We start from the raw sequence: 25087 nt of genomic DNA, 5'->3' as shown, positions 1-25087 counted from the left end.
AGGCGGCCCGCGCCGCTGCGTCCCCGTCCCAGCCTGTCCGCCCCGCCCCTCGCCGTGCTGGCGGTGCTGGCGCGCGAGGGCGAGGCCTACGGCTATGTCCTGCTCCAGGCGCTCGACGAGGCCGGCCTGCCGGACCTCAAGGGCGGCACGATCTATCCGCTCCTCAACCGCCTGGAGAAGGACGGTCTCGTCACCTCCACCTGGCGGGCGGGGGAGTCGGGGCCGGCCCGCACGTACTTCGCGGTCACCGATGCGGGCAGACGGACGCTCGAGTCGGGGGCCCACGGATGGTCACGGTTCGCGGAGCGGATCACCACGATCCTCTCCCCAGGGGCAGGGAGGTCCCGATGATGGTCGACCATCTCGAGCTGCGCAGCTATGTCACCGAGCTGCGCGAAGCTCTGGACCGGGCGGGCGTGGCTCCGCAGGAGCGTGAGCAGATCGTCGCCGAGGTGGAGTCGCACGTCACCTACACGGGGGAGCGGCCGGTGGATGCCTTCGGGCCTCCCCGGGTCTACGCCGCGCAGTATGCCGAGGGGCCCGCCCGCCTCGACGGGAACGCCTCGCGCCCCGGCGACGGCATCCCGGGCTGGGAGGTGGTGATCCTCCTGCTGGCCGCGCTGTTCGCGCCGTACGCCTTCGTCCTCGTCCTGGCCTCGTTCGTCGTCGCCGCCGGCGGCGCTGCCTATGTGGGGGCTGAAGGGCTCGTCGTGCCCATCCTGCTGTCGCTGGCGGTGGCGGGCCTGACCTGGTGGGCGGTTCGGTCCTATCGCCGCCGCGCCGGCGCGTCCACCCTGGGGGCGTGGGTGGTCGCGGCCGGGGTGCTCATGCTCGCGGGGCTGTGCGTCGTCGTGGTGAGCGGCTTCGCGGTCTTCCAGACGACGGCGAGCCAGCACTGCACGTTGTTGGACGGCGTGGAGCAGTGCACGAGCAGCAGCGGCTCGTCGCCGATGGCCGTGAGCCTGCCCGAGCTGCTCCTCGTCGGGGGTCTGGTCCTGCTGGTGGCGGTCCTGGCGGCCATCGTCCTGCGGGCCCGGCGCCGCTGACCTCTACCACGTCCGCCATGGGCGCTCCGCCTTACGGCCCCCGCTCGTCGGCTGCTGACGCCCCTCCACCTCGTCGCCACCCTCGCATCCCCCCACCTCGTCGTGCCCCCACCTCGTCGTGCCCCCACCTCGTCGTGCCCCAGCGATCGTGAGCGCTTCGTCCAAGAATCCTGGACGAAACGCTCACGATCTCGTGGGCGAGCGAGGCGTGAGCGGGGGCCGGGTGGGGAGCGGTGGTCGGTGATTTGGAGCGCTCCGTGATATCGCGGTAATCTTGTCCACTGTGTCGTGCTTGACACGGACACTGCGTGCCCTCTCCACCGAGCGGGCCACGGGGGCTGATGGCCCCCGGGGCGGCTCGGGGGATGACCACACACCCTCTGCCTGGCGCCCACGACCTCTGGTCGGGGGAGTGCGGGGAGGGGCACCGCTCGACACGCCCGACCTCGGGTCACGGCGAGCGGCATGACAAGGAGTCCGGCCGGGAGACCGGTGGGGCTGACCATCAGATACGTACGGAGACTACGTGCCAACCATCAACCAGCTCGTCCGCAAGGGGCGGCAGGACAAGGTCGACAAGAGCAAGACCCCTGCCCTCAAGGGCAGCCCGCAGCGCCGCGGCGTCTGCACCCGCGTGTACACCACCACCCCTAAGAAGCCGAACTCCGCGCTGCGCAAGGTCGCTCGCGTGAAGCTGACCTCGGGCATCGAGGTCACGGCCTACATCCCGGGTGTCGGTCACAACCTGCAGGAGCACTCGATCGTGCTCGTGCGTGGTGGCCGTGTGAAGGACCTTCCCGGCGTCCGCTACAAGATCATCCGCGGCTCGCTCGACACCCAGGGTGTCAAGAACCGCAAGCAGGCTCGCAGCCGCTACGGCGCCAAGAAGGAGAAGAAGTAATGCCTCGTAAGGGCCCCGCTCCGAAGCGCCCCCTCGTCGTCGACCCGGTCTACGGCTCGCCGCTCGTGACCCAGCTGGTCAACAAGATCCTGCTGGACGGCAAGAAGTCCATCGCCGAGAACATCGTCTACGGCGCCCTCGAGGGCTGCCGCGACAAGACCGGCTCGGACCCCGTGCTGATCCTCAAGCGCGCCCTGGACAACGTCAAGCCGGCCCTCGAGGTCAAGAGCCGCCGTGTCGGTGGCGCGACCTACCAGGTCCCGGTCGAGGTCAAGCCCGGCCGTTCCACCACGCTGGCCCTGCGCTGGCTCGTGGGCTACTCGCGCCAGCGTCGCGAGAAGACCATGACCGAGCGTCTGATGAACGAGATCCTCGACGCCAGCAACGGCCTCGGCGCCGCTGTCAAGCGTCGCGAGGACACCCACAAGATGGCCGAGTCCAACAAGGCCTTCGCGCACTACCGCTGGTAAGACCTGCACGCCGGCGACCCGGGCACCACCTGGGTCGCCGGCACCACCGGGCCTCCCGATCGCGGAGCCACCCGGCCTGCTTCATCACCGACTCGAAGAGATGAGAAAACAGACGTGGCACTCGACGTCCTGACGGACCTGAAGAAGGTCCGCAACATCGGCATCATGGCCCACATCGATGCCGGCAAGACGACGGCGACCGAGCGGATCCTGTTCTACACCGGCATCAACTACAAGATCGGTGAGACGCACGACGGCTCGGCGACGATGGACTGGATGGAGCAGGAGCAGGAGCGCGGCATCACCATCACGTCCGCCGCGACGACGTGCTTCTGGGAGGGCCACCAGATCAACATCATCGACACCCCCGGGCACGTCGACTTCACGGTCGAGGTGGAGCGCTCGCTGCGCGTCCTCGACGGTGCGGTCGCGGTGTTCGACGGCAAGGAGGGTGTCGAGCCGCAGTCCGAGACCGTGTGGCGCCAGGCCGACAAGTACCAGGTCCCACGCATGTGCTTCGTCAACAAGATGGACAAGCTCGGCGCGGACTTCTACTACACCGTGCAGACCATCGTGGACCGCCTCGGCGCGGAGCCGCTGGTCCTGCAGATCCCGATCGGCTCCGAGAGCGACTTCGTCGGTGTCATCGACCTCGTCTACAACCGCGCGCTCGTGTGGCACGGCGACGTCAAGATCGGTCAGGACTACGAGATCGAGGAGATCCCGGCCGAGCTCGCCGACAAGGCCGAGGAGTGGCGCAGCAAGCTCGTCGAGCGCGTCGCCGAGTCCGACGAGGAGCTGCTGGAGAAGTATCTCGGTGGCGAGGAGCTGACGCCCGAGGAGATCAAGGCGGCCGTCCGCAAGATCACCCTCGCGGGCGAGGTCAACCCCGTCCTGTGCGGCACCGCGTTCAAGAACAAGGGCGTGCAGCCCCTGCTCGACGCGATCGTCGACTACCTCCCCTCGCCGCTGGACGTGCCGGCCATCCAGGCCCACGACCCCAAGGACGAGGAGAAGATCATCGAGCGTCACTCCGACGCTTCGGAGCCCTTCTCGGCGCTGGCCTTCAAGGTCGTGTCGCACCCGTTCTTCGGCCGCCTCACCTACGTCCGCGTCTACTCCGGCGAGGTCAAGCAGGGCGACATGATGCTCAACGCGACCAAGGGCAAGAAGGAGCGCGTCGGCAAGCTCTTCCAGATGCACGCCAACAAGGAGAACCCCGTCGACCACGCGACCGCGGGCCACATCTACGCGATGATCGGTCTCAAGGACACGACGACGGGCGACACCCTGGCGGCCCAGGACCAGCCGGTCCTGCTGGAGTCCATGACCTTCCCCGAGCCGGTCATCAACGTGGCCATCGAGCCCAAGACCAAGGGTGACCAGGAGAAGCTCTCCACGGCCATCCAGAAGCTCGCCGAGGAGGACCCGACCTTCCGCGTCGAGCTCGACGAGGAGACCGGCCAGACCATCATCAAGGGCATGGGCGAGCTCCACCTCGACATCCTCGTCGACCGCATGCGTCGTGAGTTCAAGGTCGAGGCCAACGTCGGCAAGCCGCAGGTCGCCTACCGCGAGACCATCCGTCGCGCCGTCGAGAAGTACGACTACACCCACAAGAAGCAGACGGGTGGTTCGGGCCAGTACGCCAAGGTCCAGCTGACCTTCGCGCCCATGGACACGTCCGAGGGCAAGATGTACGAGTTCGAGAACAAGGTCACCGGTGGCCGCGTCCCGCGCGAGTACATCCCGTCGGTCGGCGCCGGCATCGAGGAGGCCATGAACCAGGGCGTCCTCGCCGGCTACCCGATGGTGGGCGTCAAGGCCACCCTGCTCGACGGTGCCTACCACGACGTCGACTCCTCGGAGATGGCGTTCAAGATCGCCGGCTCGATGGCGTTCAAGGAGGCTTCCCGCAAGGCCGACCCGGCCCTGCTCGAGCCCATGATGGCCGTCGAGGTGCGTACGCCCGAGGACTACATGGGCGACGTGATCGGTGACCTCAACTCCCGCCGTGGCCAGATCCAGGCCATGGAGGACATCAGCGGCGCCAAGATCGTTCGCGCTCTCGTCCCGCTGTCCGAGATGTTCGGTTACGTTGGCGACCTGCGTTCCAAGACCCAGGGTCGCGCCAACTACACGATGCAGTTCGATTCCTACGCCGAGGTTCCCAAGAACGTCGCGGAGGAGATCATCAAGAAGACCCGAGGCGAGTAACCGATTCGGAGGTCTGGCGGCTTGCCCGCTAGACTTCCGGATTGCGTCTCAAACAAGCACCATCCCTGACAGACGACGCCACGTCCTGCTTGGTCGTACGGCGTAACACCAAAGAAGTCCTGAGGAGGACCCCCAGTGGCGAAGGCTAAGTTCGAGCGGACCAAGCCGCACGTCAACATCGGCACCATTGGTCACATCGACCACGGTAAGACGACGCTGACGGCTGCGATCTCGAAGGTTCTGCACGACGCGTACCCGGACCTGAACCCCCAGTTCGCGTTCGAGGACATCGACAAGGCTCCCGAGGAGCGTCAGCGCGGCATCACGATCTCGATCGCTCACATCGAGTACCAGACCGAGGGTCGTCACTACGCGCACGTCGACTGCCCGGGTCACGCCGACTACGTCAAGAACATGATCACCGGTGCTGCTCAGATGGACGGTGCGATCCTGGTCGTCGCCGCCACCGACGGCCCCATGCCGCAGACGAAGGAGCACGTCCTCCTGGCCCGCCAGGTCGGCGTCCCCTACATCGTCGTGGCGCTCAACAAGACCGACATGGTCGACGACGAGGAGATCCTCGAGCTCGTCGAGATGGAGGTCCGTGAGCTCCTGTCCGAGTACGAGTTCCCGGGCGACGACCTGCCGGTCGTGCGCATCTCCGCGCTCAAGGCGCTCGAGGGCGACCCCGAGTGGGGCAAGTCCGTGCTCGAGCTCATGAACACCGTGGACGAGTACATCCCGGAGCCCGCTCGCGACACCGACAAGCCGTTCATGATGCCGATCGAGGACGTCTTCACGATCACCGGTCGTGGCACCGTCGTCACCGGTCGTATCGAGCGCGGCATCCTCAAGGTCAACGAGGAGGTCGAGATCGTCGGCATCCAGGAGCGCACGCAGAAGACCACGGTCACCGGCATCGAGATGTTCCGCAAGCTCCTCGACGAGGGTCGTGCGGGCGAGAACGTCGGTCTGCTGCTCCGCGGCACCAAGCGCGAGGACGTCGAGCGCGGGCAGGTCGTCTGCAAGCCCGGCTCGATCACCCCGCACACCGAGTTCGAGGCCAGCGTCTACATCCTGTCCAAGGACGAGGGTGGCCGTCACACGCCGTTCTACGACAACTACCGTCCCCAGTTCTACTTCCGTACCACTGACGTGACGGGCGTCGTCCACCTCCCCGAGGGCACCGAGATGATCATGCCCGGCGACAACACTGAGATGAAGGTCGACCTCATCCAGCCCATCGCCATGGAGGAGGGCCTGAAGTTCAACATCCGTGAGGGTGGCCGCACCGTCGGTGCGGGTCAGGTCACCAAGATCCTGAAGTGATCTGAGCTCCTGCGGGAGCGATCTCGAGGCGGGGTCCGGACATCATGTCCGGGCCCCGCCTTCGTCATACCCGCCACCATGCGGCAGGCTGGGCACCGGCATCCCGCGCACCCCACCACTGGAGGAAGTCCCATGGACCTCGGCACCTTCGAGACCCTGCTGGTCGAGCAGGACGGCGACGCGCTCGTCGTCACCGTCAACCGCCCGTCGGCGATGAACGCCCTGGCCGGACAGGTCATCGCCGACCTGGAGGCCCTCACCGTGGCGGTCGAGTCCCAGGTGGGCTCCGCCGGCCGCTGGCCCGTCAAGGGCATCATCGTCACGGGGGCGGGGGACAAGGCCTTCGTGGCGGGGGCGGACATCGTCGAGATGCAGAGCATGAGCCCGGACGAGGGGGAGGCCTACTCGCGCCGGATGCAGGGAGTCACCGAGCGGCTCGAGGCACTGCCGCTGCCGGTCATCGCCGCCGTCAACGGCTTCGCCCTCGGTGGTGGGTGCGAGCTCGCCATGGCCTGCGACTGGATCTATGCCTCCGAGAACGCCAGGTTCGGCCAGCCTGAGGTCAGCCTCGGCCTCGTGCCAGGCTTCGGGGGATCGGTCCGTATGGCGCGGCGCGTCGGTGCGGCCATGGCTCGCGAGCTGATCTTCACGGGGCGCATGGTCAAGGCCGACGAGGCCCTGCGCATCGGCCTGGTCAATCGCGTGTATGCCGACCCGGCCGCCCTGCTCGAGGGCGCCAAGGCCACCGTCGCCGAGCTGGCGACAAAGAGCCCTGTGGCGGTCGCCGCCTGCAAGGCACTGATGTCCGAGGTGGCTCCGCTCCCGGTGCCGGAGGGTCTGGATCGTGAGGCCCAGGCCTTCCGCCGGGCCTTCGAGACCGAGGACAAGGTCGAGGGCGTGCGGGCCTTCGTGGCCAAGGAGAAGCCGGCCTTCCCCGGACGATGAGGGGGATGTCGACCGGGCGACGGACTCAGCGTCCGTCGGGGTCGACGAGGTCGCCCGGGTTGCAGCCCGCCGCGACGGTCGCCGGATAGCCGACGTCGGGCCTGCCCGGCTCGAGGTTCCACCGCTCCTTGCTCGCGGCGAAGGCCATGTGGCAGCGCAGCTGGTCAGCCATCCCCGGGCGCGTCATCTCCGGGTAGGCGGAGCGCAGCCGGGTGACGAGGGCCTCCGTGGCGCCCGGCCACGAGCGCGCCACCCATGACGGCGTCACCTGCAGCGACCGCACGGTGCCCCGTCGCACCCAGCGCGCCCGGTCCACGAGGGTGCAGGTCGTGCGCACCACGCGGGTGCCTGCCCGGTCGGAGCAGGCACGACCGTCCTGGACCGAGAGCCGAGCGCCCTCCGGGGTGACCTGCCACCCGGACACCATGTCGCCGTCGGCGATCACGACCCAGGTGCCTGACAGGCCCTCGACGAGGTCCTGCCCGGGCGTGAGGCGCGCAGCGGACGGCACGGCGTGGCGACAGGTCGCGGCGGGGGAGTCCCCGCTGCTCGAGACCAGGCCCGGGCCGGCGGGTGCCCGGCCCCCGGTCGAGGGGGACGCCAGGGTCGCCGGCGCGGACCCGACCGGACCTGCTGGCTGCTGACCGCCCTGGCACCCCCCGATCGAGAGGGCTGCCGCCAGGGCGACGGCTCGCGTCAGCCCTGCGGTGCGAGCCACGGCTCGACGGCCTCGAGCAGGGACCTGATGTGCTGCTGCACCCGTCCCGCGTGCTTGACGGAGCGAGGACGCTCGGCGGGGACCCGGCCGTCCACGAGGACGTAGAGGCTGCGCAGCGTGCGACAGGTGTTGATGGTGTGCGCCGGTATCGGCACGGTGGGGTCGCCCACCCTGGGCGTCAGCTCCTTGATCCACCGGGTCGCGACCTTCTCGGTCAGGTCGTCCTGCAGCAGCACCTGCGCGATCGCCAGCGCCAGACGGTCCTCCTCCTGGTCGCGCCACACGGTGGCCGCCGGGTGGAGAAGCCTGCGGGACACCGCGGCGAGCAGCTGCGCCGCCGGCACGGTCCCCGTCTCGCCGAGCACCCCCACCACGTCGGCGCCGTGCGCCACGGCGTGCACCCAGCCGAGCTGGGCGTCGTACCCACGCTGGTCCGGCTCCTCCGCCCACCAGGTCAGGAAGGGCTCGGTCCACGCCCGCCGCCAGGCGTGCGCGTGAGCGAGGTAGGCCAGCGGCACCGCCGCGAAGGACCGGGTGTGGGCGTCGGGGGCCTGCAACAGCTCCACGAGCTGGTTGCCGAGCGCCTGGCGCTCCTTGCGTCCCATCGCTCCGGCCTCGCGCAGCAGATCGGCGACCGCCTGCTCCCGCGCGGTGGCGTCACGGGCCGTCAGCCCGGTGAGGGCCGTCGCCGGCGCTGGGCGCAGCGCCGAGGAGGACGAAGCGGGGTCGGTTCCGGGCATGGCCCCCATGCTCCCAGACGGACGAGAGAGGACGGTGACGGCGTGTCGGCTGGCGCCGGTGCTGGGACCCGCTCCGCCGGGCGTCCCAGGATTTGGATCCTGCTCGTCGATCTGTCAGACTAGACAGGTTGCTTGACGCGTGGTCGACGCCTGTCCTCACGGACATGTCGGCGCCACCGTCCCTCGCGAGAGGTTACTAGCACCACCGGACGGTCCTCGGACTGGCTGATGGCCTGTGACTTCCCTGCGGGGGAGCTCGAGCCCCGGCCCAGACGGACCGGCCCCATCACGGGTTAGCCCGCAGATCCTGCGTGCGCTCGTGCCGCGAAGCGGGTGCGACACGCCCGACCGCGGGGGCCGGAGGACGACTGGATCGGCCACAGACCAGCAGGACAGACGAGAGAGAGTCAACGAAGCGATGGCGGGACAGAAGATCCGCATCCGGCTTAAGTCGTACGACCACGAGGTCATCGACAGCTCGGCGCGCAAGATCGTGGACACCGTGACCCGTGCGGGCGCGACGGTGGTGGGCCCCGTGCCCCTCCCGACGGAGAAGAACGTGTTCTGCGTCATCCGTTCGCCCCACAAGTACAAGGACAGCCGCGAGCACTTCGAGATGCGGACGCACAAGCGTCTCATCGACATCATCGACCCGACGCCCAAGGCCGTCGACTCGCTGATGCGTCTCGACCTGCCGGCGGACGTCAACATCGAGATCAAGCTCTGAGGAACCCGACATGACTAACGCTGCTATCGAGCGCAACGTCAAGGGCGTCCTTGGCGAGAAGCTCGGCATGACCCAGGTCTGGGACGCGGACAACCGCCTCATCCCCGTCACGGTCATCAAGGCGGGCCCCTGCGTCGTCACGCAGGTCCGCGACACCGAGAAGGACGGCTACCAGGCCGTCCAGATCGCCTTCGGCGCGATCGACCCGCGCAAGGTCAACAAGCCCATGACCGGCCACTTCGAGAAGGCCGGTGTGTCGCCGCGCCGCCACCTGGTCGAGCTCCGCACCTCCGACTCCGCGGACTACTCCGTCGGCCAGGAGATCACGGCGGAGGCCTTCGAGGTCGGCTCGGACGTCGACGTCACGGGCACCACCAAGGGCAAGGGATTCGCGGGCGTCATGAAGCGCCACGGGTTCAAGGGCGTCTCGTCCTCCCACGGTGCGCACCGCAACCACCGCAAGCCGGGCTCGATCGGTGGCTGCTCCACCCCGGGTCGCGTCTTCAAGGGCATGCGCATGGCCGGCCGCATGGGCGGCGTGCGCCAGACCACCCAGAACCTCACGATCCACGCCGTGGACGCCGACAAGGGCCTGCTGATCATCAAGGGTGCCGTCCCCGGTCCCCGCGGTGGCGTGGTCCTCGTGCGCACGGCCGCCAAGGGGGCCTGATCCACATGACGACCATCGACATCCTGGACGCCAAGGGCGCCAAGGCCGGCTCCGTCGAGCTGCCGGCCGAGGTCTTCGACGTCCAGACCAACATCCCGCTGATCCACCAGGTCGTGGTGGCCCAGCTCGCCGCCGCTCGTCAGGGCACGCACAAGGCCAAGACGCGCGCCGAGGTGCGCGGCGGTGGCGCCAAGCCGTACCGCCAGAAGGGCACCGGTCGTGCCCGTCAGGGTTCGACGCGTGCGCCGCAGTTCGCCGGCGGTGGCGTCGTCCACGGGCCCGTGCCGCGTGACTACTCGCAGCGCACCCCCAAGAAGATGAAGGCCGCCGCCCTGCGTGGCGCCCTCTCGGACCGCGCTCGTCACGGTCGCGTCCACGTCCTGTCCTCCCTCGTCGAGGGTGACGCGCCGTCCACCAAGGTGGCCGCGAACGTCCTCGGTGGCATCAGCGAGCGCAAGAACCTGCTCGTCGTCATCGAGCGCGAGGACACGCTGGGCATGGCGTCCGTCCGCAACATCGCCAACGTGCACATCCTGGTCGCCGACCAGCTCAACACGTACGACGTGCTCTGCGCGGACGACGTGGTCTTCACCCAGGGCGCTCTCGAGGCCTTCCTGGCCAAGGGCACCCCGGCGGACGCCAAGGCTGAGGAGGACACCAAGTGAGCACCATCAAGGACCCCCGCGACATCCTGCTCGCGCCGGTCGTCTCCGAGAAGTCGTACGGACTGATGGACCAGGGCAAGTACACCTTCGTGGTGGACCCCCGGGCCAACAAGACCGAGATCAAGATCGCCATCGAGCAGATCTTCAAGGTCAAGGTGGACTCCGTGCACACGCTCAACCGCCCGGGCAAGACCCGCCGCACGCGGTTCGGCCTCGGCAAGCGCAAGGACACGAAGCGCGCGATCGTCACCCTCAAGGAAGGGTCGATCGACATCTTCGGAGGCGCTGGCGTCTGACGCCGGCGACCGAGGATCGACTAGGACACTGAGGGATCAGACATGGCTATCCGTAAGTACAAGCCCACGACGCCGGGTCGTCGTGGCTCGAGCGTCGCGGACTTCGTAGAGGTCACGCGCAGCACACCTGAGAAGTCGCTGGTGCGCCCGCTGCCCAAGAGCGGTGGACGCAACTCGAGCGGCCGCATCACCACCCGCCACATCGGCGGTGGCCACAAGCGCGCCTACCGCGTGATCGACTTCCGTCGTCACGACAAGGACGGCGTGCCCGCCAAGGTCGCTCACATCGAGTACGACCCCAACCGCACCGCCCGCATCGCGCTGCTGCACTACGCGGACGGCGAGAAGCGCTACATCCTCGCCCCGAACCGCCTGTCCCAGGGCGACATGGTCGAGAACGGCCCGGGCGCCGACATCAAGCCCGGCAACGCGCTGCCGCTCAAGAACATCCCCGTGGGTACGGTCATCCACGCCATCGAGCTGAAGCCCGGTGGCGGGGCCAAGATCGCCCGCTCGGCCGGTGCTCGCGTGCAGCTCGTCGCCAAGGACGGCCCCTACGCCCAGCTGCGTATGCCGTCCGGCGAGATCCGCAACGTCGACCTGCGCTGCCGCGCCACGGTCGGCGAGGTGGGCAACGCCGAGCAGAGCAACATCAACTGGGGCAAGGCCGGCCGCATGCGGTGGAAGGGCAAGCGCCCGACCGTCCGTGGTGTCGCCATGAACCCGATCGACCACCCGCACGGTGGTGGTGAGGGCAAGACCTCCGGTGGTCGCCACCCGGTGAGCCCCTGGGGCCAGCCCGAGGGTCGCACCCGTAAGCCGGGCAAGCCGAGCGACAAGCTCATCGTCCGTCGTCGTCGTACTGGCAAGAAGCGCTGATAGGAGCCTTTGGACATGCCTCGTAGCCTGAAGAAGGGCCCCTTCATCGACGACCACCTTCAGAAGAAGGTGGACGCCCAGAACGAAGCCGGCACCAAGAACGTCATCAAGACCTGGTCGCGCCGTTCGGTGGTCTCGCCGGACATGCTCGGTCACACCCTCGCCGTCCACGACGGCCGCAAGCACGTCCCGGTGTTCGTCACCGAGTCGATGGTCGGCCACAAGCTCGGCGAGTTCGCCCCCACCCGTACCTTCAAGGGTCACGAGAAGGACGACAAGAAGGGGCGTCGTCGCTGATGGCCAACAACGACAAGGAATTCCAGATGGAAGCCAAGGCCGTTGCGCGCCACGTGCGCGTCACGCCCATGAAGGCTCGCCGCGTCGTCGACCTGATCCGCGGCAAGCAGGCCGGCGAGGCTATCGCCACGCTGCAGTTCGCCCCGCAGTCGGCGAGCGACCCGGTGCTCAAGGTTCTCCAGAGCGCCATCGCCAACGCCCGCGTCAAGGCCGACCAGGCCTCGCAGGCCTTCGACGAGCGCAACCTCGTCATCACCAAGGCGTACGTGGACGAGGGCCAGACCATGAAGCGGTTCCAGCCGCGGGCCCAGGGTCGCGCCTTCCGCATCCGCAAGCGCACGAGCCACATCACCGTCTTCGTGGCCCAGCCGGAGGCCGCTAGCAAGGGAGGCACCCGCTAATGGGTCAGAAGGTCAACCCGCACGGTTTCCGCCTCGGTATCACCACCGACCACCGCAGCCGGTGGTTCGCCGACAGCACCAAGGCCGGTCAGCGGTACCGCGACTACGTGAAGGAAGACGTCGCCATCCGTCGTCTCCTGTCCAACGGCATGGAGCGCGCCGGCATCTCCCGCGTGGAGATCGAGCGCACCCGTGACCGCGTCCGCGTGGACATCCACACGGCGCGCCCAGGCATCGTCATCGGTCGCCGTGGCGCCGAGGCCGACCGCATCCGCGGCGAGCTCGAGAAGCTCACGGGCAAGCAGGTCCAGCTGAACATCCTCGAGGTCAAGAACCCCGAGGTCGACGCCCAGCTGGTCGCCCAGGGCATCGCCGAGCAGCTCTCGGCCCGCGTCTCGTTCCGTCGCGCCATGCGCAAGGGCATGCAGTCCGCCCAGCGCGCCGGCGCCCAGGGCATCCGGGTCATGTGCGCCGGACGTCTCGGCGGCGCCGAGATGTCCCGCTCGGAGTTCTACCGCGAGGGCCGTGTCCCGCTGCACACGCTGCGCGCCAACATCGACTACGGCTTCTACGAGGCTCGTACGACGTTCGGTCGCATCGGCGTCAAGGTGTGGATCTACAAGGGCGACGTGACGGCCAAGGAGCTGGCTGCCCAGCAGGCCGCCGCCCCGCGTCCGTCCCGCGGCCCGCGCCGCGACGGCGCCGACCGCCCCGGCCGTGGTGGCCGTGGCCCCCGTCGTGACAGCAACCGCGACGCCGCCCCGGCCGAGGCCGGCGCTGCGTCCGACACCGCGCAGGCCCAGCCTGCGGAGCAGGGAGCTGAGTCCTGATGCTGATTCCCCGTCGTGTGAAGCACCGCAAGCAGCACCACCCCGGTCGCAGCGGCGCAGCCAAGGGCGGCACCACGGTCGCGTTCGGTGACTACGGGATCCAGGCGCTCGAGCCGGCCTACGTCACCAACCGTCAGATCGAGTCCGCTCGTATCGCCATGACGCGTTACATGAAGCGTGGTGGAAAGGTCTGGATCAACATCTACCCGGACCGCCCGCTGACCAAGAAGCCCGCCGAGACCCGCATGGGTTCCGGAAAGGGCTCGCCCGAGTGGTGGGTCGCCAACGTCAAGCCCGGCCGCGTGATGTTCGAGCTGGCCGGCGTCCCGGAGCCCGTCGCCCGTGAGGCCATGCGCCTCGCGATGCACAAGCTCCCGATGAAGTGCCGTTTCGTGGCGCGTGAAGGTGGTGACATCTGATGGCAGTCGGATCCAAGGACCTGACCTCCGAGCAGCTGCGTGGCCTCGGCGACGACCGTCTGGTCGACGAGCTGAAGAAGGCCAAGGAGGAGCTGTTCAACCTCCGCTTCCAGTCGGCCACGGGCCAGCTGGAGAACCACGGCCGTCTGCGCGCTGTCCGCAAGGACATCGCTCGCATCTACACCGAGATGCGCGAGCGCGAGCTCGGCATCGGCGCCGCCCCCGCGAAGGGTGGCCAGGCATGAGCGACAACCAGAAGGAAGCTGCCATCACCGTGAGCGAGACCACCCTCGAGCGCAACGACCGCAAGACCCGTCAGGGCTACGTGGTGAGCGACAAGATGGACAAGACCGTCGTGGTCGAGGTCGAGGACCGCGTCAAGCACGCGCTCTACGGCAAGGTCCTGCGGCGCAGCAGCAAGGTCAAGGCGCACGACGAGGAGAACTCGGCGGGCATCGGCGACCGTGTCCTGATCATGGAGACCCGTCCGCTGTCCGCCTCCAAGCGGTGGCGCGTGGTCGAGATCCTCGAGCGCGCCAAGTAGTTCGGCCGCTCACCCGCAAGCATCGGCCCCAGGATCACCTGAGGCCAGCCCGACCAACAGTTCGGCCAGGCTCAACCGGAGGGATCCGGTGAGAACCAGCTCGACGACAGGAGTTCGACAGTGATCCAGCAGGAGTCGCGACTGCGCGTCGCCGACAACACCGGTGCCAAGGAGATCCTTTGCATCCGCGTGCTCGGCGGTTCGGGTCGTCGGTATGCCGGCATCGGCGACGTCATCGTCGCCACCGTCAAGGACGCGATCCCCGGTGGCAACGTGAAGAAGGGCGACGTGGTCAAGGCCGTCATCGTCCGCACGACCAAGGAGCGTCGTCGTATCGACGGTTCCTACATCAAGTTCGACGAGAACGCGGCCGTCATCCTCAAGAACGACGGTGACCCGCGTGGCACGCGCATCTTCGGCCCGGTGGGCCGCGAGCTGCGTGACAAGAAGTTCATGAAGATCATCTCTCTGGCGCCGGAGGTGCTGTAACCCATGGCGAAGATGAAGATCAAGAAGGGTGACCTGGTCCAGGTCATCACCGGCCCCGACAAGGGCAAGACGGGCAAGGTCATCTCGGTGAGCACCGAGACCGGGCGCGTCCTGGTCGAGGGCGTCAACCGGGTGACCAAGCACACCAAGGCCGGCCAGGGTGCCAACCGCACCGGTGGCATCGTCCACACCGAGGCGCCGATCCACGTGTCCAACGTGCAGGTCGTCGACCCGGAGACCAAGAAGCCGACCCGTACCAAGACGCGCGTCGAGACCGTCGAGCGTGACGGTCGGTCCAAGACCGTCCGCACGCGCGTGTCCGTCCGCTCGGGCAAGGACCTGTGACATGACTGCTACCACCTCTGAGAAGACGCAGCCTCGCCTCAAGGCGCGCTACGCCGCGGAGATCAAGCCCGCCCTGCGGGAGGAGTTCTCCTTCGCCAACGTCATGCAGGTTCCCGGTGTCGTCAAGGTCATCGTGAACATGGGTGTCGGCGAGGCCGCTCGCGACTCGAAGCTGATCGAGGGCGCGGTGCGCGACCTGACCGCCATCACCGGTCAGAAGCCCACCGTGACCAAGGCTCGCAAGTCGATCGCTCAGTTCAAGCTGCGCGAGGGCATGCCGATCGGCGCGCACGTCACCCTCCGCGGTGACCGCATGTGGGAGTTCCTCGACCGTCTGCTGTCGGTCGCCCTCCCGCGCATCCGCGACTTCCGGGGTCTCTCCGGCAAGCAGTTCGACGGTCGCGGCAACTACACCTTCGGTCTCAACGAGCAGTCGATGTTCCACGAGATCGACCAGGACAAGATCGACCGGGTTCGCGGCATGGACATCACCATCGTCACCACCGCCACGAACGACGACGAGGGGCGCGCCCTGCTCAAGCAGCTCGGCTTCCCGTTCAAGGAGAACTGACCGTGGCCAAGACCGCTCTGATCAACAAGGCGAACGCCAAGCCGAAGTTCAAGGTGCGCGCCTACACGCGTTGCCAGCGCTGCGGCCGTCCGCACTCGGTGTACCGCAAGTTCGGCCTGTGCCGGATCTGCCTGCGCGAGATGGCGCACGCGGGAGAGCTCCCCGGCGTCACCAAGAGCAGCTGGTAAACCCAAACCTCGAATTTCCACTCCGCTCTACATCGCAGGTCGGCACGACGGCCGGGCACCGAGATTCCTCGGCGCCAGGCCCCGTCACTGAAACCGCGGTGAGGAAGGGCAAGCAGCCCAATGACCATGACTGACCCGATTGCGGACATGCTGACCCGCGTCCGGAACGCCAACTCGGCGCACCACGACGTCGTCTCCATGCCGTTCTCGAAGCTGAAGAAGAACATCGCGGACATCCTCGAGGCCGAGGGCTACATCGCCGGCTCGAAGATCGAAGAGGCCGAGGTGGGTCAGACGCTGACCATCAACCTCAAGTACGGCCCCAACCGCGAGCGGTCCATCGCAGGCGTGCGCCGGGTGTCCAAGCCCGGTCTGCGCGTCTACGCGAAGTCCACCAACCTGCCCAAGGTCCTCGGCGGCCTCGGCGTGGCGATCATCTCCACGTCGACCGGCCTCCTGACCGACAAGCAGGCTGCCCAGAAGGGCGTAGGTGGGGAAGTCCTCGCCTACGTCTGGTAACCCACGGCGCGAAAGGAGAATCTCATGTCCCGAATTGGACGACTCCCGGTCTCCGTGCCTATGGGTGTGGAGGTCAACATCGACGGTCAGACCGTCACCGTCAAGAAGAACAACGCCGAGCTGAGCCACGTCGTGGCCGAGCCGATCACGGTCGAGAAGACCGAGGACGGCACGATCGAGGTCAAGCGTCCCAACGACGAGCGCCAGTCCCGTGCCCTGCACGGCCTGACCCGTTCGCTCATCGCCAACATGGTCGAGGGCGTGACCAACGGCTACGAGAAGAAGCTCGAGATCTTCGGCACCGGTTACCGCGTGATGGCCCGGGGCAGCAACCTCGAGTTCGCCCTCGGCTACTCGCACCCGATCGTCGTCGAGCCGCCGGAGGGCATCACCTTCCAGGTCGAGGCCCCGACGAAGTTCTCGGTCAAGGGCATCGACAAGCAGCTCGTCGGCGAGGTCGCTGCCAACATCCGCAAGCTCCGCAAGCCCGACCCCTACAAGGGCAAGGGCGTCCGCTACGCGGGCGAGCAGATCCGCCGCAAGGTCGGAAAGGCTGGTAAGTAAGCCATGGCACGACTCATCGTCAAGCGCGGCAAGGGCAAGAGCGCCGCTCGCGGCCGCCGCCACCTGCGTCTGCGCAAGCGCATCGCCGGCACCACGACGCGTCCTCGTCTCGTGGTCAACCGGTCCGCGCGCCACATGTTCGTCCAGGTCGTCGACGACTCCGTCGGCAAGACCCTGGCGAGCGCGTCCACGATGGAGGCCGACCTGCGCTCCTTCGAGGGCGACAAGACGGCCAAGGCCAAGCGCGTCGGCGAGCTCGTGGCCGAGCGCGCCAAGGCGGCCGGGGTGTCCGCGGTCGTGTTCGACCGTGGCGGCAACCAGTACCACGGCCGCATCGCCGCGATCGCCGACGGCGCCCGCGAGGGTGGTCTGGACCTGTGACCGCTCACCAGACGTACGTTTCAGGAAAGAGGAACATCTGATGCCAGGACCTCAGCGCCGCGGAACCGGCGCCGGCACCGGCCAGAACGGTGGCGAGCGCACCAACGACCGCCGTGACCGTCGCGAGCGCAACGACCGTCGCGACTCCGCCGAGAAGAGCCAGTACATCGAGCGCGTGGTGACCATCAACCGCGTCGCCAAGGTCGTCAAGGGTGGCCGCCGCTTCAGCTTCACCGCGCTCGTCGTGGTGGGCGACGGTGACGGCACCGTGGGCGTGGGCTACGGCAAGGCCAAGGAGGTGCCCGCCGCGATCGCGAAGGGCGTCGAGGAGGCCAAGAAGGCGTTCTTCCGCGTCCCCCGCATCCAGGGCACCATCCCGCACCCCGTCCAGGGTGAGAAGGCCGCGGGCGTCGTGCTCCTGCGTCCGGCGGCTCCCGGTACCGGTGTCATCGCCGGTGGTCCGGTGCGCGCCGTGCTCGAGTGCGCCGGCATCCACGACGTGCTGTCCAAGTCGCTCGGCTCGGACAACTCGATCAACATCGTCCACGCGACGGTCGAGGCCCTCAAGGGTCTCGAGCGCCCCGAGGCCGTTGCCGCCCGCCGCGGCAAGTCCCTCGAGGACGTCGCACCCGCCGCTCTGCTGCGCGCCCGTGCCGCTGGGGCTGGTGCCTGATGTCTCGACTCAAGGTGACCCAGACCCGCGGCCACGTCGGCTGCAAGCAGAACCAGCGCGAGACCCTGCGCACGCTCGGTCTCAAGCGCATCGGTGACGTCGTCGTCAAGGAGGACCGCCCGGAGATCCGGGGCATGGTCCGCACCGTGGCGCACCTCGTGACCGTCGAGGAGGTTGACTGATGGCTACCGCCAAGAAGTCCGGCGAGCAGGAGCTCCCTGCCGACGGCACCACGCACGCCCTGAAGGTTCACCACCTTCGTCCCGCCCCCGGCGCCAAGACCCCCAAGACCCGCGTGGGTCGCGGTGAGGGCTCCAAGGGCAAGACGGCCGGTCGTGGCACCAAGGGCACGAAGGCCCGTTACCAGGTGCCCGAGGGCTTCGAGGGTGGTCAGACGCCGCTGCACATGCGTCTGCCCAAGCTGCGCGGCTTCAAGAACCCGTTCAAGACCGAGTACCAGGTCGTGAACCTCGACAAGATCTCGGCGCTGTACCCCGAGGGTGGCGACGTCACCGTGGAGGGTCTCGTGGAGAAGGGCGCGGTCCGCAAGGGCTCGCTCGTCAAGGTGCTCGGCCAGGGCGAGATCACCGTCAAGGTCAACGTGACCGCTGACAAGTTCTCCGGCTCTGCCAAGGACAAGATCGAGGCCGCGGGCGGTTCCACCACCCAGGCCTGATCGCCGGGGGAGGCCGGCACCGCCGTTCCCGCCCGACATCACCCGCACCAAGGCCCCGGAAGCGTCGCTTCCGGGGCCTTGGGCGTGCGGGGCACCAGGGGTGCGGATGCTACCCTGCGTAAGTTGTCGTGGTCGCCGAGGAGGACCTGTGCTGTCGGCCTTTACCCGTGCGTTCAAGACGCCGGACCTTCGCAAGAAGATCTTGTTCACCCTGTTCGTGATGGCGCTGTTCCGCGTCGGGTCGATCGTGCCCGCGCCCGGTGTCAGCTACACGGACGTCCAGGCCTGCCTGCAGGGTGCCGAGACCAACACCGGCGCCCTCGGCATCCTCAACCTGTTCAGCGGCGGCGCCCTGCTGCAGCTGTCGATCTTCGCGCTGGGCATCATGCCCTACATCACCGCGAGCATCATCGTGCAGCTGCTGACCGTGGTCATCCCGCGGTTCGAGGCCCTCAAGCAGGAGGGCCAGTCGGGGCAGACCAAGCTGACGCAGTACACGCGCTACCTCACGATCGGGCTGGCGATCCTGCAGTCCGCCACGTACGTGACCTACGCCCGCAACCCCGACCAGCTGTTCGGCGGCCAGTGCACCTCGATCATGCCCGACGAGTCGCTGCCGGCCTTGCTGATCATGGTCGTCACCATGACCGCCGGCACGGGCCTGGTCATGTGGATGGGCGAGCTCATCACCGACCGCGGCGTCGGCAACGGCATGTCGCTGCTGATCTTCACCTCCATCGTCTCCAGCTTCCCCGGCACCCTGTGGGGCTCGGTCGCGGCGAACGGCCGCCAGCTGGGACGCTTCTTCCTCGTGATGCTCGTCGGCCTGGTCATCGTCGCCATCGTCGTCTTCGTCGAGCAGTGCCAGCGTCGCGTGCCCGTGCAGTACGCCAAGCGCATGGTCGGCCGCCAGGTGTACGGCGGCACCAGCACCTACATCCCGATGAAGATCAACATGGCCAATGTCATCCCGATCATCTTCGCGTCGTCGCTGCTGCAGCTGCCCACCATGGTGGCGACCTTCCAGCGCAACAACGCCAACCCGCCCGCCTGGGCCGAGTGGATCCAGACCCACCTCGGGATGGGTAGCGGGCCGTGGTACTCCCTGATCTTCTTCACGCTGATCGTGTTCTTCACGTTCTTCTACGTGTCGATCACCTTCAACCCGGAGGAGGTCGCCGACAACATGAAGAAGTACGGCGGCTTCATCCCCGGCATCAGAGCCGGCCGTCCCACCGCGCAGTACCTCGACTACATCCTGACCAGGCTGACGTCGGTGGGCGCGCTCTACCTCGGGCTGCTGTCGCTGATCCCCGTCATCGCGTTCACGACGATGAACGTGCAGAGCGACTTCCCGTTCGGCGGCGCCTCCCTGCTGATCATGGTGGGTGTGGGCCTGGAGACGGTGAAGCAGATCGAGTCCCAGCTCCAGCAACGCCACTACGAAGGGTTCCTGCGCTAATGCAGCTGATCATCATGGGTCCGCCCGGTGCCGGCAAGGGCACCCAGGCCGCACGACTCGTCGCGGACCTCGGGATCCCCGCGATCTCGACGGGCGACATCTTCCGCGCCAACATCAAGAACGAGACCGAGCTCGGTCTCAAGGTCAAGGAGATCATCGCCGGCGGCGGCTACGTCCCCGACGAGATCACGGACGCGATCGTGGCCGACCGGCTCTCCGAGCCGGACTGCGAGCCGGGCTTCCTGCTCGACGGCTACCCGCGAACCGTGGGGCAGGTCGAGGCACTCGACGGGATGCTGGACCGCATGGGCCGCGCTCTGGACGCGGTGCTCGTCCTCACGGTCGACACCGACGCCGTGGTGCAGCGACTGCTCAAGCGGGCCGAGGTCGAGGGGCGCGTGGACGACACCGAGGAGGTCATCCGCGAGCGCATGGCGATCTACACCCGCGAGACGCAGCCCCTCATCGATCTCTACCGCGAGCGCGGCCTGATCCGCGAGGTCGACGGCATGGGCGACGTCGACGACGTGACCGCGCGGCTCCTGCAGACCGTGCGGGGCTGAGCCGCCCACGTGTTCGGACGTTCCAGGATCCAGACCAAGACCGCCGACCAGATCCGCGCGATGCGTCGCGCCGGGCTGGTCGTCGGCCGCACCCTGCAGATGCTCTCCGAGGAGCTGCGGGACGGCATGACCACCGGTCGTCTCGACGAGCTGGCCGAGACCTTCATTCGCGACCACGGCATGTTCCCCAACTTCGCCGAGGTGCCGGGCTACCGCCACACCCTGTGCGTCTCCGTCGGCGAGCAGATCGTCCACGGCATCCCCGGGGACCGCGTGCTGCGCGACGGTGACCTCGTGTCGGTCGACTGCGGCTGCTACGTCGTCGAGGACGGCACCCAGTGGCACGGCGACGCGGCCCGCACGTTCTTCGTGGGGGGGCGCGAGGCGGCCAGGCCCGCCGAGCTCGCCCTGTCCGACGCCACCGAGGCCTCCCTGTGGGCCGGCATCGCCGCCCTGCGCGTCGGTGGCCGCCTGCACGACGTGGGGGCCGCGGTGGAGGACTCCATCGAGGCCGCCGGGCAGCGCGACGGGGTCGACTACGGGATCGTCGAGGACTACGTCGGGCACGGGATCGGCACGGCGATGCACATGGACCCGCAGGTCTACAACTACCGGGTCCGCGACCGGGGGCCGGCGGTGCGCAGCGGGGTGACCCTGGCGATCGAGCCCATGATCACCCTGGGGTCGGCGGACAACCACGTGCTCGCCGACGAGTGGACGGTCGTCACCGACGACGGGTCGGCCGCGAGCCACTGGGAGAACTCCGTGGCGGTCACCGACGCGGGTCTGTGGGTCCTCACGGAGGTCGACGGGGGAGCCGAGCGCCTGAGGGCGGCCGGCGCGGCATACGGCCCGCTCGACCAGCCCTGATGCCCCGCAGGCACCCCCATCCAGTGCCCCCATCCAGCGCCCCCATTCAGCGCGCCTGCACCGATTTCCCTGCGTGCGGGGGTATGGCGTAGGCTGGTGCGTCGGCTCACGAGCACTCAGACCCACCTGTCCCGGCGGCTGGTCATGGCAGGTCCAGGTCTCGTCACCACGTGCGCCGGTAGTACCCGATCAGACAGTGCCACGGCGTTCTCCGTCCTGCTCCCGGCAGGCGGCGCACGCCCCGACGGAATGTGGAGGACATGGCCAAGAAGGACGGTGTCATCGAGATCGAGGGCACGATCGTGGAGGCTCTCCCGAACGCGATGTTCCGGGTGGAGCTCACCAACGGTCACAAGGTGCTCGCTCACATCTCCGGCAAGATGCGTCAGCACTACATCCGCATCCTCCCCGAGGACCGGGTCGTCGTTGAGCTCAGCCCGTATGACCTGACCCGAGGGCGCATCGTCTTCCGCTACCGCTGACCGGCTCGTCCGGTCCGGTGGTCGGTAGGCACCACCCGATCCACCCCTGCCCGGTGCACGTCCGTGCCCCGGGCCCGATCTGAAGACAGTAGGCAGATGAAGGTTCAGCCGAGCGTCAAGAAGATCTGCGACAAGTGCAAGGTGATCCGCCGCAACGGCCGGGTCATGGTGATCTGCGAGAACGCTCGCCACAAGCAGCGTCAGGGCTGATCCACCGGTCAGCGCGGCATCCGCCGGGCCGACCCGCACGCGCAGGCTTCCGCCGAACGCGCACGAAGCATTGCCAGCAGCACCCGGCCTCAGGCCTCGACCCGTCGAGTCCTGGACGTCACCCCCGGCACGGAGGCCGGGGACCGAGACCTCGTCCGAGCGAGGCGCCCGACCTAGAGGGTGCCGAGCGACGACGGCGAGGTATGTCGGAACGGTGCTGCGCCAGACCTCCGTTCGCACCAGGAGAATGAACCACATGGCTCGTCTCGTTGGAGTCGACCTGCCGCGCGACAAGCGCGTCGAGGTCGCACTGACGTACATCTTCGGCGTGGGTCGCACCCGCGCCGAGCAGACCATCGCGGCCACGGGCGTCAACCCGGACACGCGTGTCAAGGACCTCACCGAGGAGGAGCTGGTCAAGCTCCGCGACCACCTCGAGGAGAGCTACCAGATCGAGGGTGACCTCCGTCGCGAGATCGCGTCCGACATCCGCCGCAAGGTGGAGATCGGGTCCTACGAGGGGCTGCGCCACCGTCGTGGCCTGCCCGTCCGCGGTCAGCGCACCAAGACCAACGCTCGCACCCGCAAGGGCCCGAAGCGCACGGTCGCCGGCAAGAAGAAGGCCGGAAAGAAGTAACCAACCGATGTGAACCGGACGCCCAGCCGGGGGATTGGAACCCTTGCGGCGCGGCACATCAGTCGGTCCACTTCACGCACAGTCTTCACTTACCGAGTTACAGGAGAAACCAGCCACATGCCTCCCAAGGGCCGTCAGGCTGCGGCGAAGAAGGTCCGCCGCAAGGAGAAGAAGAACGTCGCCCACGGGCACGCTCACATCAAGAGCACGTTCAACAACACGATCGTCTCGATCACCGACCCGACCGGAGCGGTGATCTCGTGGGCGTCCGCCGGCCAGGTCGGCTTCAAGGGCTCCCGCAAGTCCACCCCGTTCGCCGCGCAGATGGCCGCCGAGGCCGCTGCCCGTCGGGCGATGGACCACGGCATGCGCAAGGTCGACGTCTTCGTCAAGGGCCCGGGCTCGGGCCGCGAGACGGCGATCCGCTCGCTGACCGCCACCGGCCTCGAGGTCGGCGCCATCAGCGACGTCACGCCCACCCCCCACAACGGCGTGCGCCCGCCCAAGCGCCGTCGCGTCTGAGACACGGAAGGAGATAGCTGACTTATGGCTCGTTACACCGGACCCATGAGCAAGAAGTCCCGTCGTCTCAAGACCGACCTGGTCGGTGGCGACAAGAACTTCGAGAACCGCCCCTACCCGCCCGGCATGCACGGCCGCGGTCGCGTGCAGGAGAAGGAGTACCTCCTCCAGCTGCGCGAGAAGCAGAAGGCCCGTTACATGTACGGCGTCCTGGAGAAGCAGTTCCGCAACTACTACGAGACGGCCTCGCGTCGCCCCGGCAAGACCGGCGAGAACCTCCTCCAGATCCTCGAGTCCCGCCTGGACAACGTGGTCTACCGCGCCGGCCTGGCCCGCACCCGTCGTGCGGCTCGTCAGCTCGTCGCCCACGGCCACTTCACGGTCAACGGCGTCCGCGTGGACATCCCGTCCTACCAGGTGACGCAGTACGACATCATCGACATCCGCCCCAAGTCGGTCAACACGTTCCCGTTCGACCTGGCTCGCCAGACGTTCGGCGACCGGCCGATCCCGGCGTGGATGCAGGTCGTCCCGGGCTCCCTGCGGATCCTGATCCACCAGCTGCCCGTGCGCGAGCAGATCGACGTCCCCGTCGAGGAGCAGCTGATCGTGGAGCTCTACTCGAAGTAATCGGCATCACGACGCATGGCGGTGGGCCGGGTTGCGGCCCGGCTCGCCGCCATACGTCTGAGACCACGGTCCGTCCCGCGGACGGACCGGCCGGCCGGCTCACGGACAGAGGTGAGCGGCCGCCCCGCCAGGGGATTCATGAGACGTCATATAGCGGGCGTCCATGGGAAGGAAGAAAACCGTGCTGATCGCACAGCGTCCGGTGCTCTCGGAGGAGATGCTCTCCGAGGCCCGTTCCCGCTTCACCATCGAGCCCCTCGAGCCGGGCTTCGGCTACACCCTCGGCAACTCGCTGCGGCGCACGCTGCTGTCGAGCATCCCGGGTGCCGCCGTCACCAGCCTGCGCATCGACGGCGTCCTCCACGAGTTCTCCACCGTCCCCGGTGTCAAGGAGGACGTGACGGAGTTCATCCTCAACATCAAGGGTCTGGTCGTCTCCTCGGAGCACGACGAGCCGGTCGTGATGTACCTCCGCAAGCAGGGTCCCGGCGCCGTCACCGCCGCCGACATCACCCCGCCCGCGGGCGTCGAGGTGCACAACCCCGACCTGCACATCGCGACGCTCAACGAGAACGGCAAGCTCGAGATGGAGCTGACCGTCGAGCGTGGGCGTGGCTACGTCTCGTCGCAGCAGAACAAGTCCGGCGAGCAGGAGATCGGTCGCATCCCGGTCGACTCCATCTACTCCCCGGTGCTGGCCGTGACCTACAAGGTCGAGGCGACGCGTGTCGAGCAGCGCACGGACTTCGACCGCCTGGTGGTCGACGTCGAGACCAAGAACTCCATGGCTCCGCGCGACGCGATGGCCTCCGCCGGCAAGACGCTGGTGGAGCTCTTCGGGCTCGCCCGCGAGCTCAACGTCGAGGCCGAGGGCATCGACATGGGCCCGTCCCCGACGGACGCCGCGCTCGCCGCCGACCTGGCCCTGCCGATCGAGGACCTCGACCTGACCGTCCGGTCCTACAACTGCCTCAAGCGCGAGGGCATCCACACGGTGGGCGAGCTCGTGGGTCGCAGCGAGGCCGACCTGCTCGACATCCGCAACTTCGGTGCGAAGTCGATCGACGAGGTCAAGGCCAAGCTCGTGGGCATGGGCCTGCAGCTCAAGGACAGCCCGCCCGGGTTCGACCCGTCGGCGATCACCGAGGCGTACGACAGCTACGAGGACGACATCGCCCTCGAGGACGAGCAGTACTGAACTACTGACCGAA

Annotated in this window: 39 protein-coding genes; 37 read left to right on the top strand and 2 right to left on the bottom strand. The window is 68.0% G+C overall.

Annotated features, from left to right (window positions below):
• From B4K29_RS04050 to B4K29_RS04020, 7 genes are all read left to right on the top strand, one after another.
• On the top strand, window positions 1–351 hold a 351-nt coding region (locus B4K29_RS04050; protein ID WP_349680237.1), incomplete at its 5' end, for a PadR family transcriptional regulator.
• Window positions 348–1046 carry an HAAS signaling domain-containing protein gene (locus B4K29_RS04045; protein ID WP_286955227.1) on the top strand — a complete coding sequence of 233 codons (699 nt, stop codon included), beginning with the start codon at window positions 348–350 and terminating at the stop codon, window positions 1044–1046. The genes B4K29_RS04050 and B4K29_RS04045, both read left to right, overlap by 4 nt.
• A 526-nt stretch (window positions 1047–1572) precedes the next feature.
• Window positions 1573–1947: a 30S ribosomal protein S12 gene (gene rpsL, locus B4K29_RS04040; RefSeq protein WP_019286362.1), complete on the top strand. Its 375-nt coding sequence runs from the start codon at window positions 1573–1575 to the stop codon at window positions 1945–1947.
• A complete protein-coding gene (rpsG, locus tag B4K29_RS04035) occupies window positions 1947–2417 on the top strand; it encodes a 30S ribosomal protein S7 (RefSeq protein WP_019286361.1) in 471 nt (156 codons plus the stop codon). The genes rpsL and rpsG overlap by 1 nt, the downstream gene beginning before the upstream one ends.
• Window positions 2418–2531: 114 nt before the next feature.
• Window positions 2532–4634 (top strand): elongation factor G, encoded by a 2103-nt coding sequence (gene fusA, locus B4K29_RS04030; RefSeq protein WP_029211822.1) that lies wholly within the window; start codon window positions 2532–2534, stop codon window positions 4632–4634.
• A 135-nt stretch (window positions 4635–4769) separates the two neighbouring features.
• Window positions 4770–5963, top strand: coding sequence for an elongation factor Tu (gene tuf, locus B4K29_RS04025; protein WP_029211823.1), 1194 nt, complete (start codon window positions 4770–4772; stop codon window positions 5961–5963).
• Window positions 5964–6095: 132 nt separating this feature from the next.
• Complete coding sequence (locus tag B4K29_RS04020) at window positions 6096–6908, top strand: enoyl-CoA hydratase-related protein (RefSeq protein ID WP_286955233.1); 813 nt, start codon at window positions 6096–6098, stop codon at window positions 6906–6908.
• A 25-nt stretch (window positions 6909–6933) separates the two neighbouring features.
• Here B4K29_RS04020 and B4K29_RS04015 read toward each other — a convergent pair whose 3' ends face one another.
• Complete coding sequence (locus B4K29_RS04015) at window positions 6934–7626, bottom strand: DUF2599 domain-containing protein (protein ID WP_286966448.1); 693 nt, start codon at window positions 7624–7626, stop codon at window positions 6934–6936.
• The gene (locus B4K29_RS04010; protein ID WP_169516839.1) at window positions 7605–8366 is read right to left on the bottom strand and encodes a DUF2785 domain-containing protein; all 762 of its coding nucleotides are present in this window, start codon (window positions 8364–8366) and stop codon (window positions 7605–7607) included. The genes B4K29_RS04015 and B4K29_RS04010 overlap by 22 nt, the downstream gene beginning before the upstream one ends.
• Window positions 8367–8784: 418 nt before the next feature.
• On the opposite strand from B4K29_RS04010, the gene rpsJ reads away from it, so the two are divergent.
• From rpsJ to B4K29_RS03860, 30 genes are all read left to right on the top strand, one after another.
• A complete protein-coding gene (gene rpsJ, locus B4K29_RS04005) occupies window positions 8785–9093 on the top strand; it encodes a 30S ribosomal protein S10 (protein WP_012867945.1) in 309 nt (102 codons plus the stop codon).
• A 10-nt stretch (window positions 9094–9103) separates the two neighbouring features.
• Window positions 9104–9763: a 50S ribosomal protein L3 gene (gene rplC / locus B4K29_RS04000; protein ID WP_019286355.1), complete on the top strand. Its 660-nt coding sequence runs from the start codon at window positions 9104–9106 to the stop codon at window positions 9761–9763.
• A gap of 5 nt (window positions 9764–9768) precedes the next feature.
• Window positions 9769–10428, top strand: a complete 660-nt coding sequence (gene rplD, locus B4K29_RS03995; protein WP_286966447.1) for a 50S ribosomal protein L4 — start codon at window positions 9769–9771, stop codon at window positions 10426–10428.
• Window positions 10425–10724, top strand: a complete 300-nt coding sequence (rplW, locus tag B4K29_RS03990; RefSeq protein ID WP_019286353.1) for a 50S ribosomal protein L23 — start codon at window positions 10425–10427, stop codon at window positions 10722–10724. The genes rplD and rplW overlap by 4 nt, the downstream gene beginning before the upstream one ends.
• Window positions 10725–10766: 42 nt before the next feature.
• On the top strand, window positions 10767–11603 hold the full coding sequence (gene rplB, locus B4K29_RS03985; RefSeq protein ID WP_029211830.1) for a 50S ribosomal protein L2: 837 nt from the start codon (window positions 10767–10769) through the stop codon (window positions 11601–11603).
• Window positions 11604–11618: 15 nt separating this feature from the next.
• Complete coding sequence (gene rpsS, locus B4K29_RS03980) at window positions 11619–11900, top strand: 30S ribosomal protein S19 (protein ID WP_019286351.1); 282 nt, start codon at window positions 11619–11621, stop codon at window positions 11898–11900.
• Between the two features lie 26 nt (window positions 11901–11926).
• On the top strand, window positions 11927–12301 hold the full coding sequence (gene rplV, locus B4K29_RS03975) for a 50S ribosomal protein L22 (RefSeq protein ID WP_029211831.1): 375 nt from the start codon (window positions 11927–11929) through the stop codon (window positions 12299–12301).
• The gene (rpsC, locus tag B4K29_RS03970; protein WP_019286349.1) at window positions 12301–13131 is read left to right on the top strand and encodes a 30S ribosomal protein S3; all 831 of its coding nucleotides are present in this window, start codon (window positions 12301–12303) and stop codon (window positions 13129–13131) included. Before rplV ends, rpsC begins: the two co-directional genes overlap by 1 nt.
• Entirely contained in the window at window positions 13131–13550 is a 420-nt protein-coding gene (gene rplP / locus B4K29_RS03965) for a 50S ribosomal protein L16 (protein ID WP_019286348.1), read from the top strand. The genes rpsC and rplP overlap by 1 nt, the downstream gene beginning before the upstream one ends.
• On the top strand, window positions 13550–13795 hold the full coding sequence (gene rpmC / locus B4K29_RS03960) for a 50S ribosomal protein L29 (protein ID WP_019286347.1): 246 nt from the start codon (window positions 13550–13552) through the stop codon (window positions 13793–13795). The genes rplP and rpmC overlap by 1 nt, the downstream gene beginning before the upstream one ends.
• Entirely contained in the window at window positions 13792–14094 is a 303-nt protein-coding gene (gene rpsQ, locus B4K29_RS03955) for a 30S ribosomal protein S17 (protein ID WP_286958247.1), read from the top strand. Before rpmC ends, rpsQ begins: the two co-directional genes overlap by 4 nt.
• 120 nt (window positions 14095–14214) lie before the next feature.
• Window positions 14215–14583 (top strand): 50S ribosomal protein L14, encoded by a 369-nt coding sequence (rplN, locus tag B4K29_RS03950; RefSeq protein ID WP_029211833.1) that lies wholly within the window; start codon window positions 14215–14217, stop codon window positions 14581–14583.
• 3 nt (window positions 14584–14586) lie between these two features.
• Complete coding sequence (gene rplX / locus B4K29_RS03945) at window positions 14587–14928, top strand: 50S ribosomal protein L24 (RefSeq protein ID WP_286966446.1); 342 nt, start codon at window positions 14587–14589, stop codon at window positions 14926–14928.
• A 1-nt stretch (window position 14929) separates the two neighbouring features.
• Window positions 14930–15499, top strand: coding sequence for a 50S ribosomal protein L5 (rplE, locus tag B4K29_RS03940; protein WP_029211834.1), 570 nt, complete (start codon window positions 14930–14932; stop codon window positions 15497–15499).
• 2 nt (window positions 15500–15501) lie between these two features.
• Window positions 15502–15687, top strand: coding sequence for a type Z 30S ribosomal protein S14 (locus B4K29_RS03935; protein WP_019286342.1), 186 nt, complete (start codon window positions 15502–15504; stop codon window positions 15685–15687).
• Window positions 15688–15807: 120 nt separating this feature from the next.
• Window positions 15808–16206 carry a 30S ribosomal protein S8 gene (gene rpsH, locus B4K29_RS03930; RefSeq protein WP_019286341.1) on the top strand — a complete coding sequence of 133 codons (399 nt, stop codon included), beginning with the start codon at window positions 15808–15810 and terminating at the stop codon, window positions 16204–16206.
• 24 nt (window positions 16207–16230) lie between these two features.
• Entirely contained in the window at window positions 16231–16770 is a 540-nt protein-coding gene (gene rplF / locus B4K29_RS03925) for a 50S ribosomal protein L6 (protein WP_029211835.1), read from the top strand.
• A gap of 3 nt (window positions 16771–16773) precedes the next feature.
• On the top strand, window positions 16774–17151 hold the full coding sequence (rplR, locus tag B4K29_RS03920) for a 50S ribosomal protein L18 (RefSeq protein ID WP_019286339.1): 378 nt from the start codon (window positions 16774–16776) through the stop codon (window positions 17149–17151).
• 40 nt (window positions 17152–17191) lie between these two features.
• Window positions 17192–17824, top strand: coding sequence for a 30S ribosomal protein S5 (rpsE, locus tag B4K29_RS03915; RefSeq protein ID WP_029211836.1), 633 nt, complete (start codon window positions 17192–17194; stop codon window positions 17822–17824).
• The gene (gene rpmD, locus B4K29_RS03910; protein WP_019286337.1) at window positions 17824–18006 is read left to right on the top strand and encodes a 50S ribosomal protein L30; all 183 of its coding nucleotides are present in this window, start codon (window positions 17824–17826) and stop codon (window positions 18004–18006) included. Before rpsE ends, rpmD begins: the two co-directional genes overlap by 1 nt.
• Window positions 18006–18500: a 50S ribosomal protein L15 gene (gene rplO, locus B4K29_RS03905; protein ID WP_051274125.1), complete on the top strand. Its 495-nt coding sequence runs from the start codon at window positions 18006–18008 to the stop codon at window positions 18498–18500. The genes rpmD and rplO overlap by 1 nt, the downstream gene beginning before the upstream one ends.
• Before the next feature lie 148 nt (window positions 18501–18648).
• Window positions 18649–19962: a preprotein translocase subunit SecY gene (gene secY / locus B4K29_RS03900; protein ID WP_286966445.1), complete on the top strand. Its 1314-nt coding sequence runs from the start codon at window positions 18649–18651 to the stop codon at window positions 19960–19962.
• A complete protein-coding gene (locus B4K29_RS03895) occupies window positions 19962–20525 on the top strand; it encodes an adenylate kinase (protein ID WP_029211839.1) in 564 nt (187 codons plus the stop codon). Before secY ends, B4K29_RS03895 begins: the two co-directional genes overlap by 1 nt.
• Window positions 20526–20534: 9 nt before the next feature.
• Window positions 20535–21395 (top strand): type I methionyl aminopeptidase, encoded by an 861-nt coding sequence (gene map / locus B4K29_RS03890; protein ID WP_019286333.1) that lies wholly within the window; start codon window positions 20535–20537, stop codon window positions 21393–21395.
• A gap of 260 nt (window positions 21396–21655) precedes the next feature.
• Entirely contained in the window at window positions 21656–21877 is a 222-nt protein-coding gene (gene infA / locus B4K29_RS03885; protein ID WP_006946284.1) for a translation initiation factor IF-1, read from the top strand.
• A gap of 96 nt (window positions 21878–21973) precedes the next feature.
• A complete protein-coding gene (rpmJ, locus tag B4K29_RS03880) occupies window positions 21974–22087 on the top strand; it encodes a 50S ribosomal protein L36 (protein WP_019286332.1) in 114 nt (37 codons plus the stop codon).
• A 256-nt stretch (window positions 22088–22343) separates the two neighbouring features.
• Complete coding sequence (gene rpsM, locus B4K29_RS03875) at window positions 22344–22724, top strand: 30S ribosomal protein S13 (protein WP_037214654.1); 381 nt, start codon at window positions 22344–22346, stop codon at window positions 22722–22724.
• 117 nt (window positions 22725–22841) lie between these two features.
• Entirely contained in the window at window positions 22842–23246 is a 405-nt protein-coding gene (rpsK, locus tag B4K29_RS03870) for a 30S ribosomal protein S11 (protein WP_019286330.1), read from the top strand.
• 24 nt (window positions 23247–23270) lie between these two features.
• Window positions 23271–23876 (top strand): 30S ribosomal protein S4, encoded by a 606-nt coding sequence (rpsD, locus tag B4K29_RS03865; RefSeq protein WP_019286329.1) that lies wholly within the window; start codon window positions 23271–23273, stop codon window positions 23874–23876.
• 181 nt (window positions 23877–24057) lie between these two features.
• Window positions 24058–25074, top strand: coding sequence for a DNA-directed RNA polymerase subunit alpha (locus tag B4K29_RS03860; RefSeq protein ID WP_286966444.1), 1017 nt, complete (start codon window positions 24058–24060; stop codon window positions 25072–25074).
• Window positions 25075–25087: the final 13 nt, after the last annotated feature.

Origin of the sequence: Arsenicicoccus sp. UBA6765, assembly GCF_002453335.1 — a bacterium.
GTDB lineage: Bacteria > Actinomycetota > Actinomycetes > Actinomycetales > Dermatophilaceae > Arsenicicoccus > Arsenicicoccus bolidensis.
This window is presented reverse-complemented; position numbering and strand designations above follow the sequence as displayed.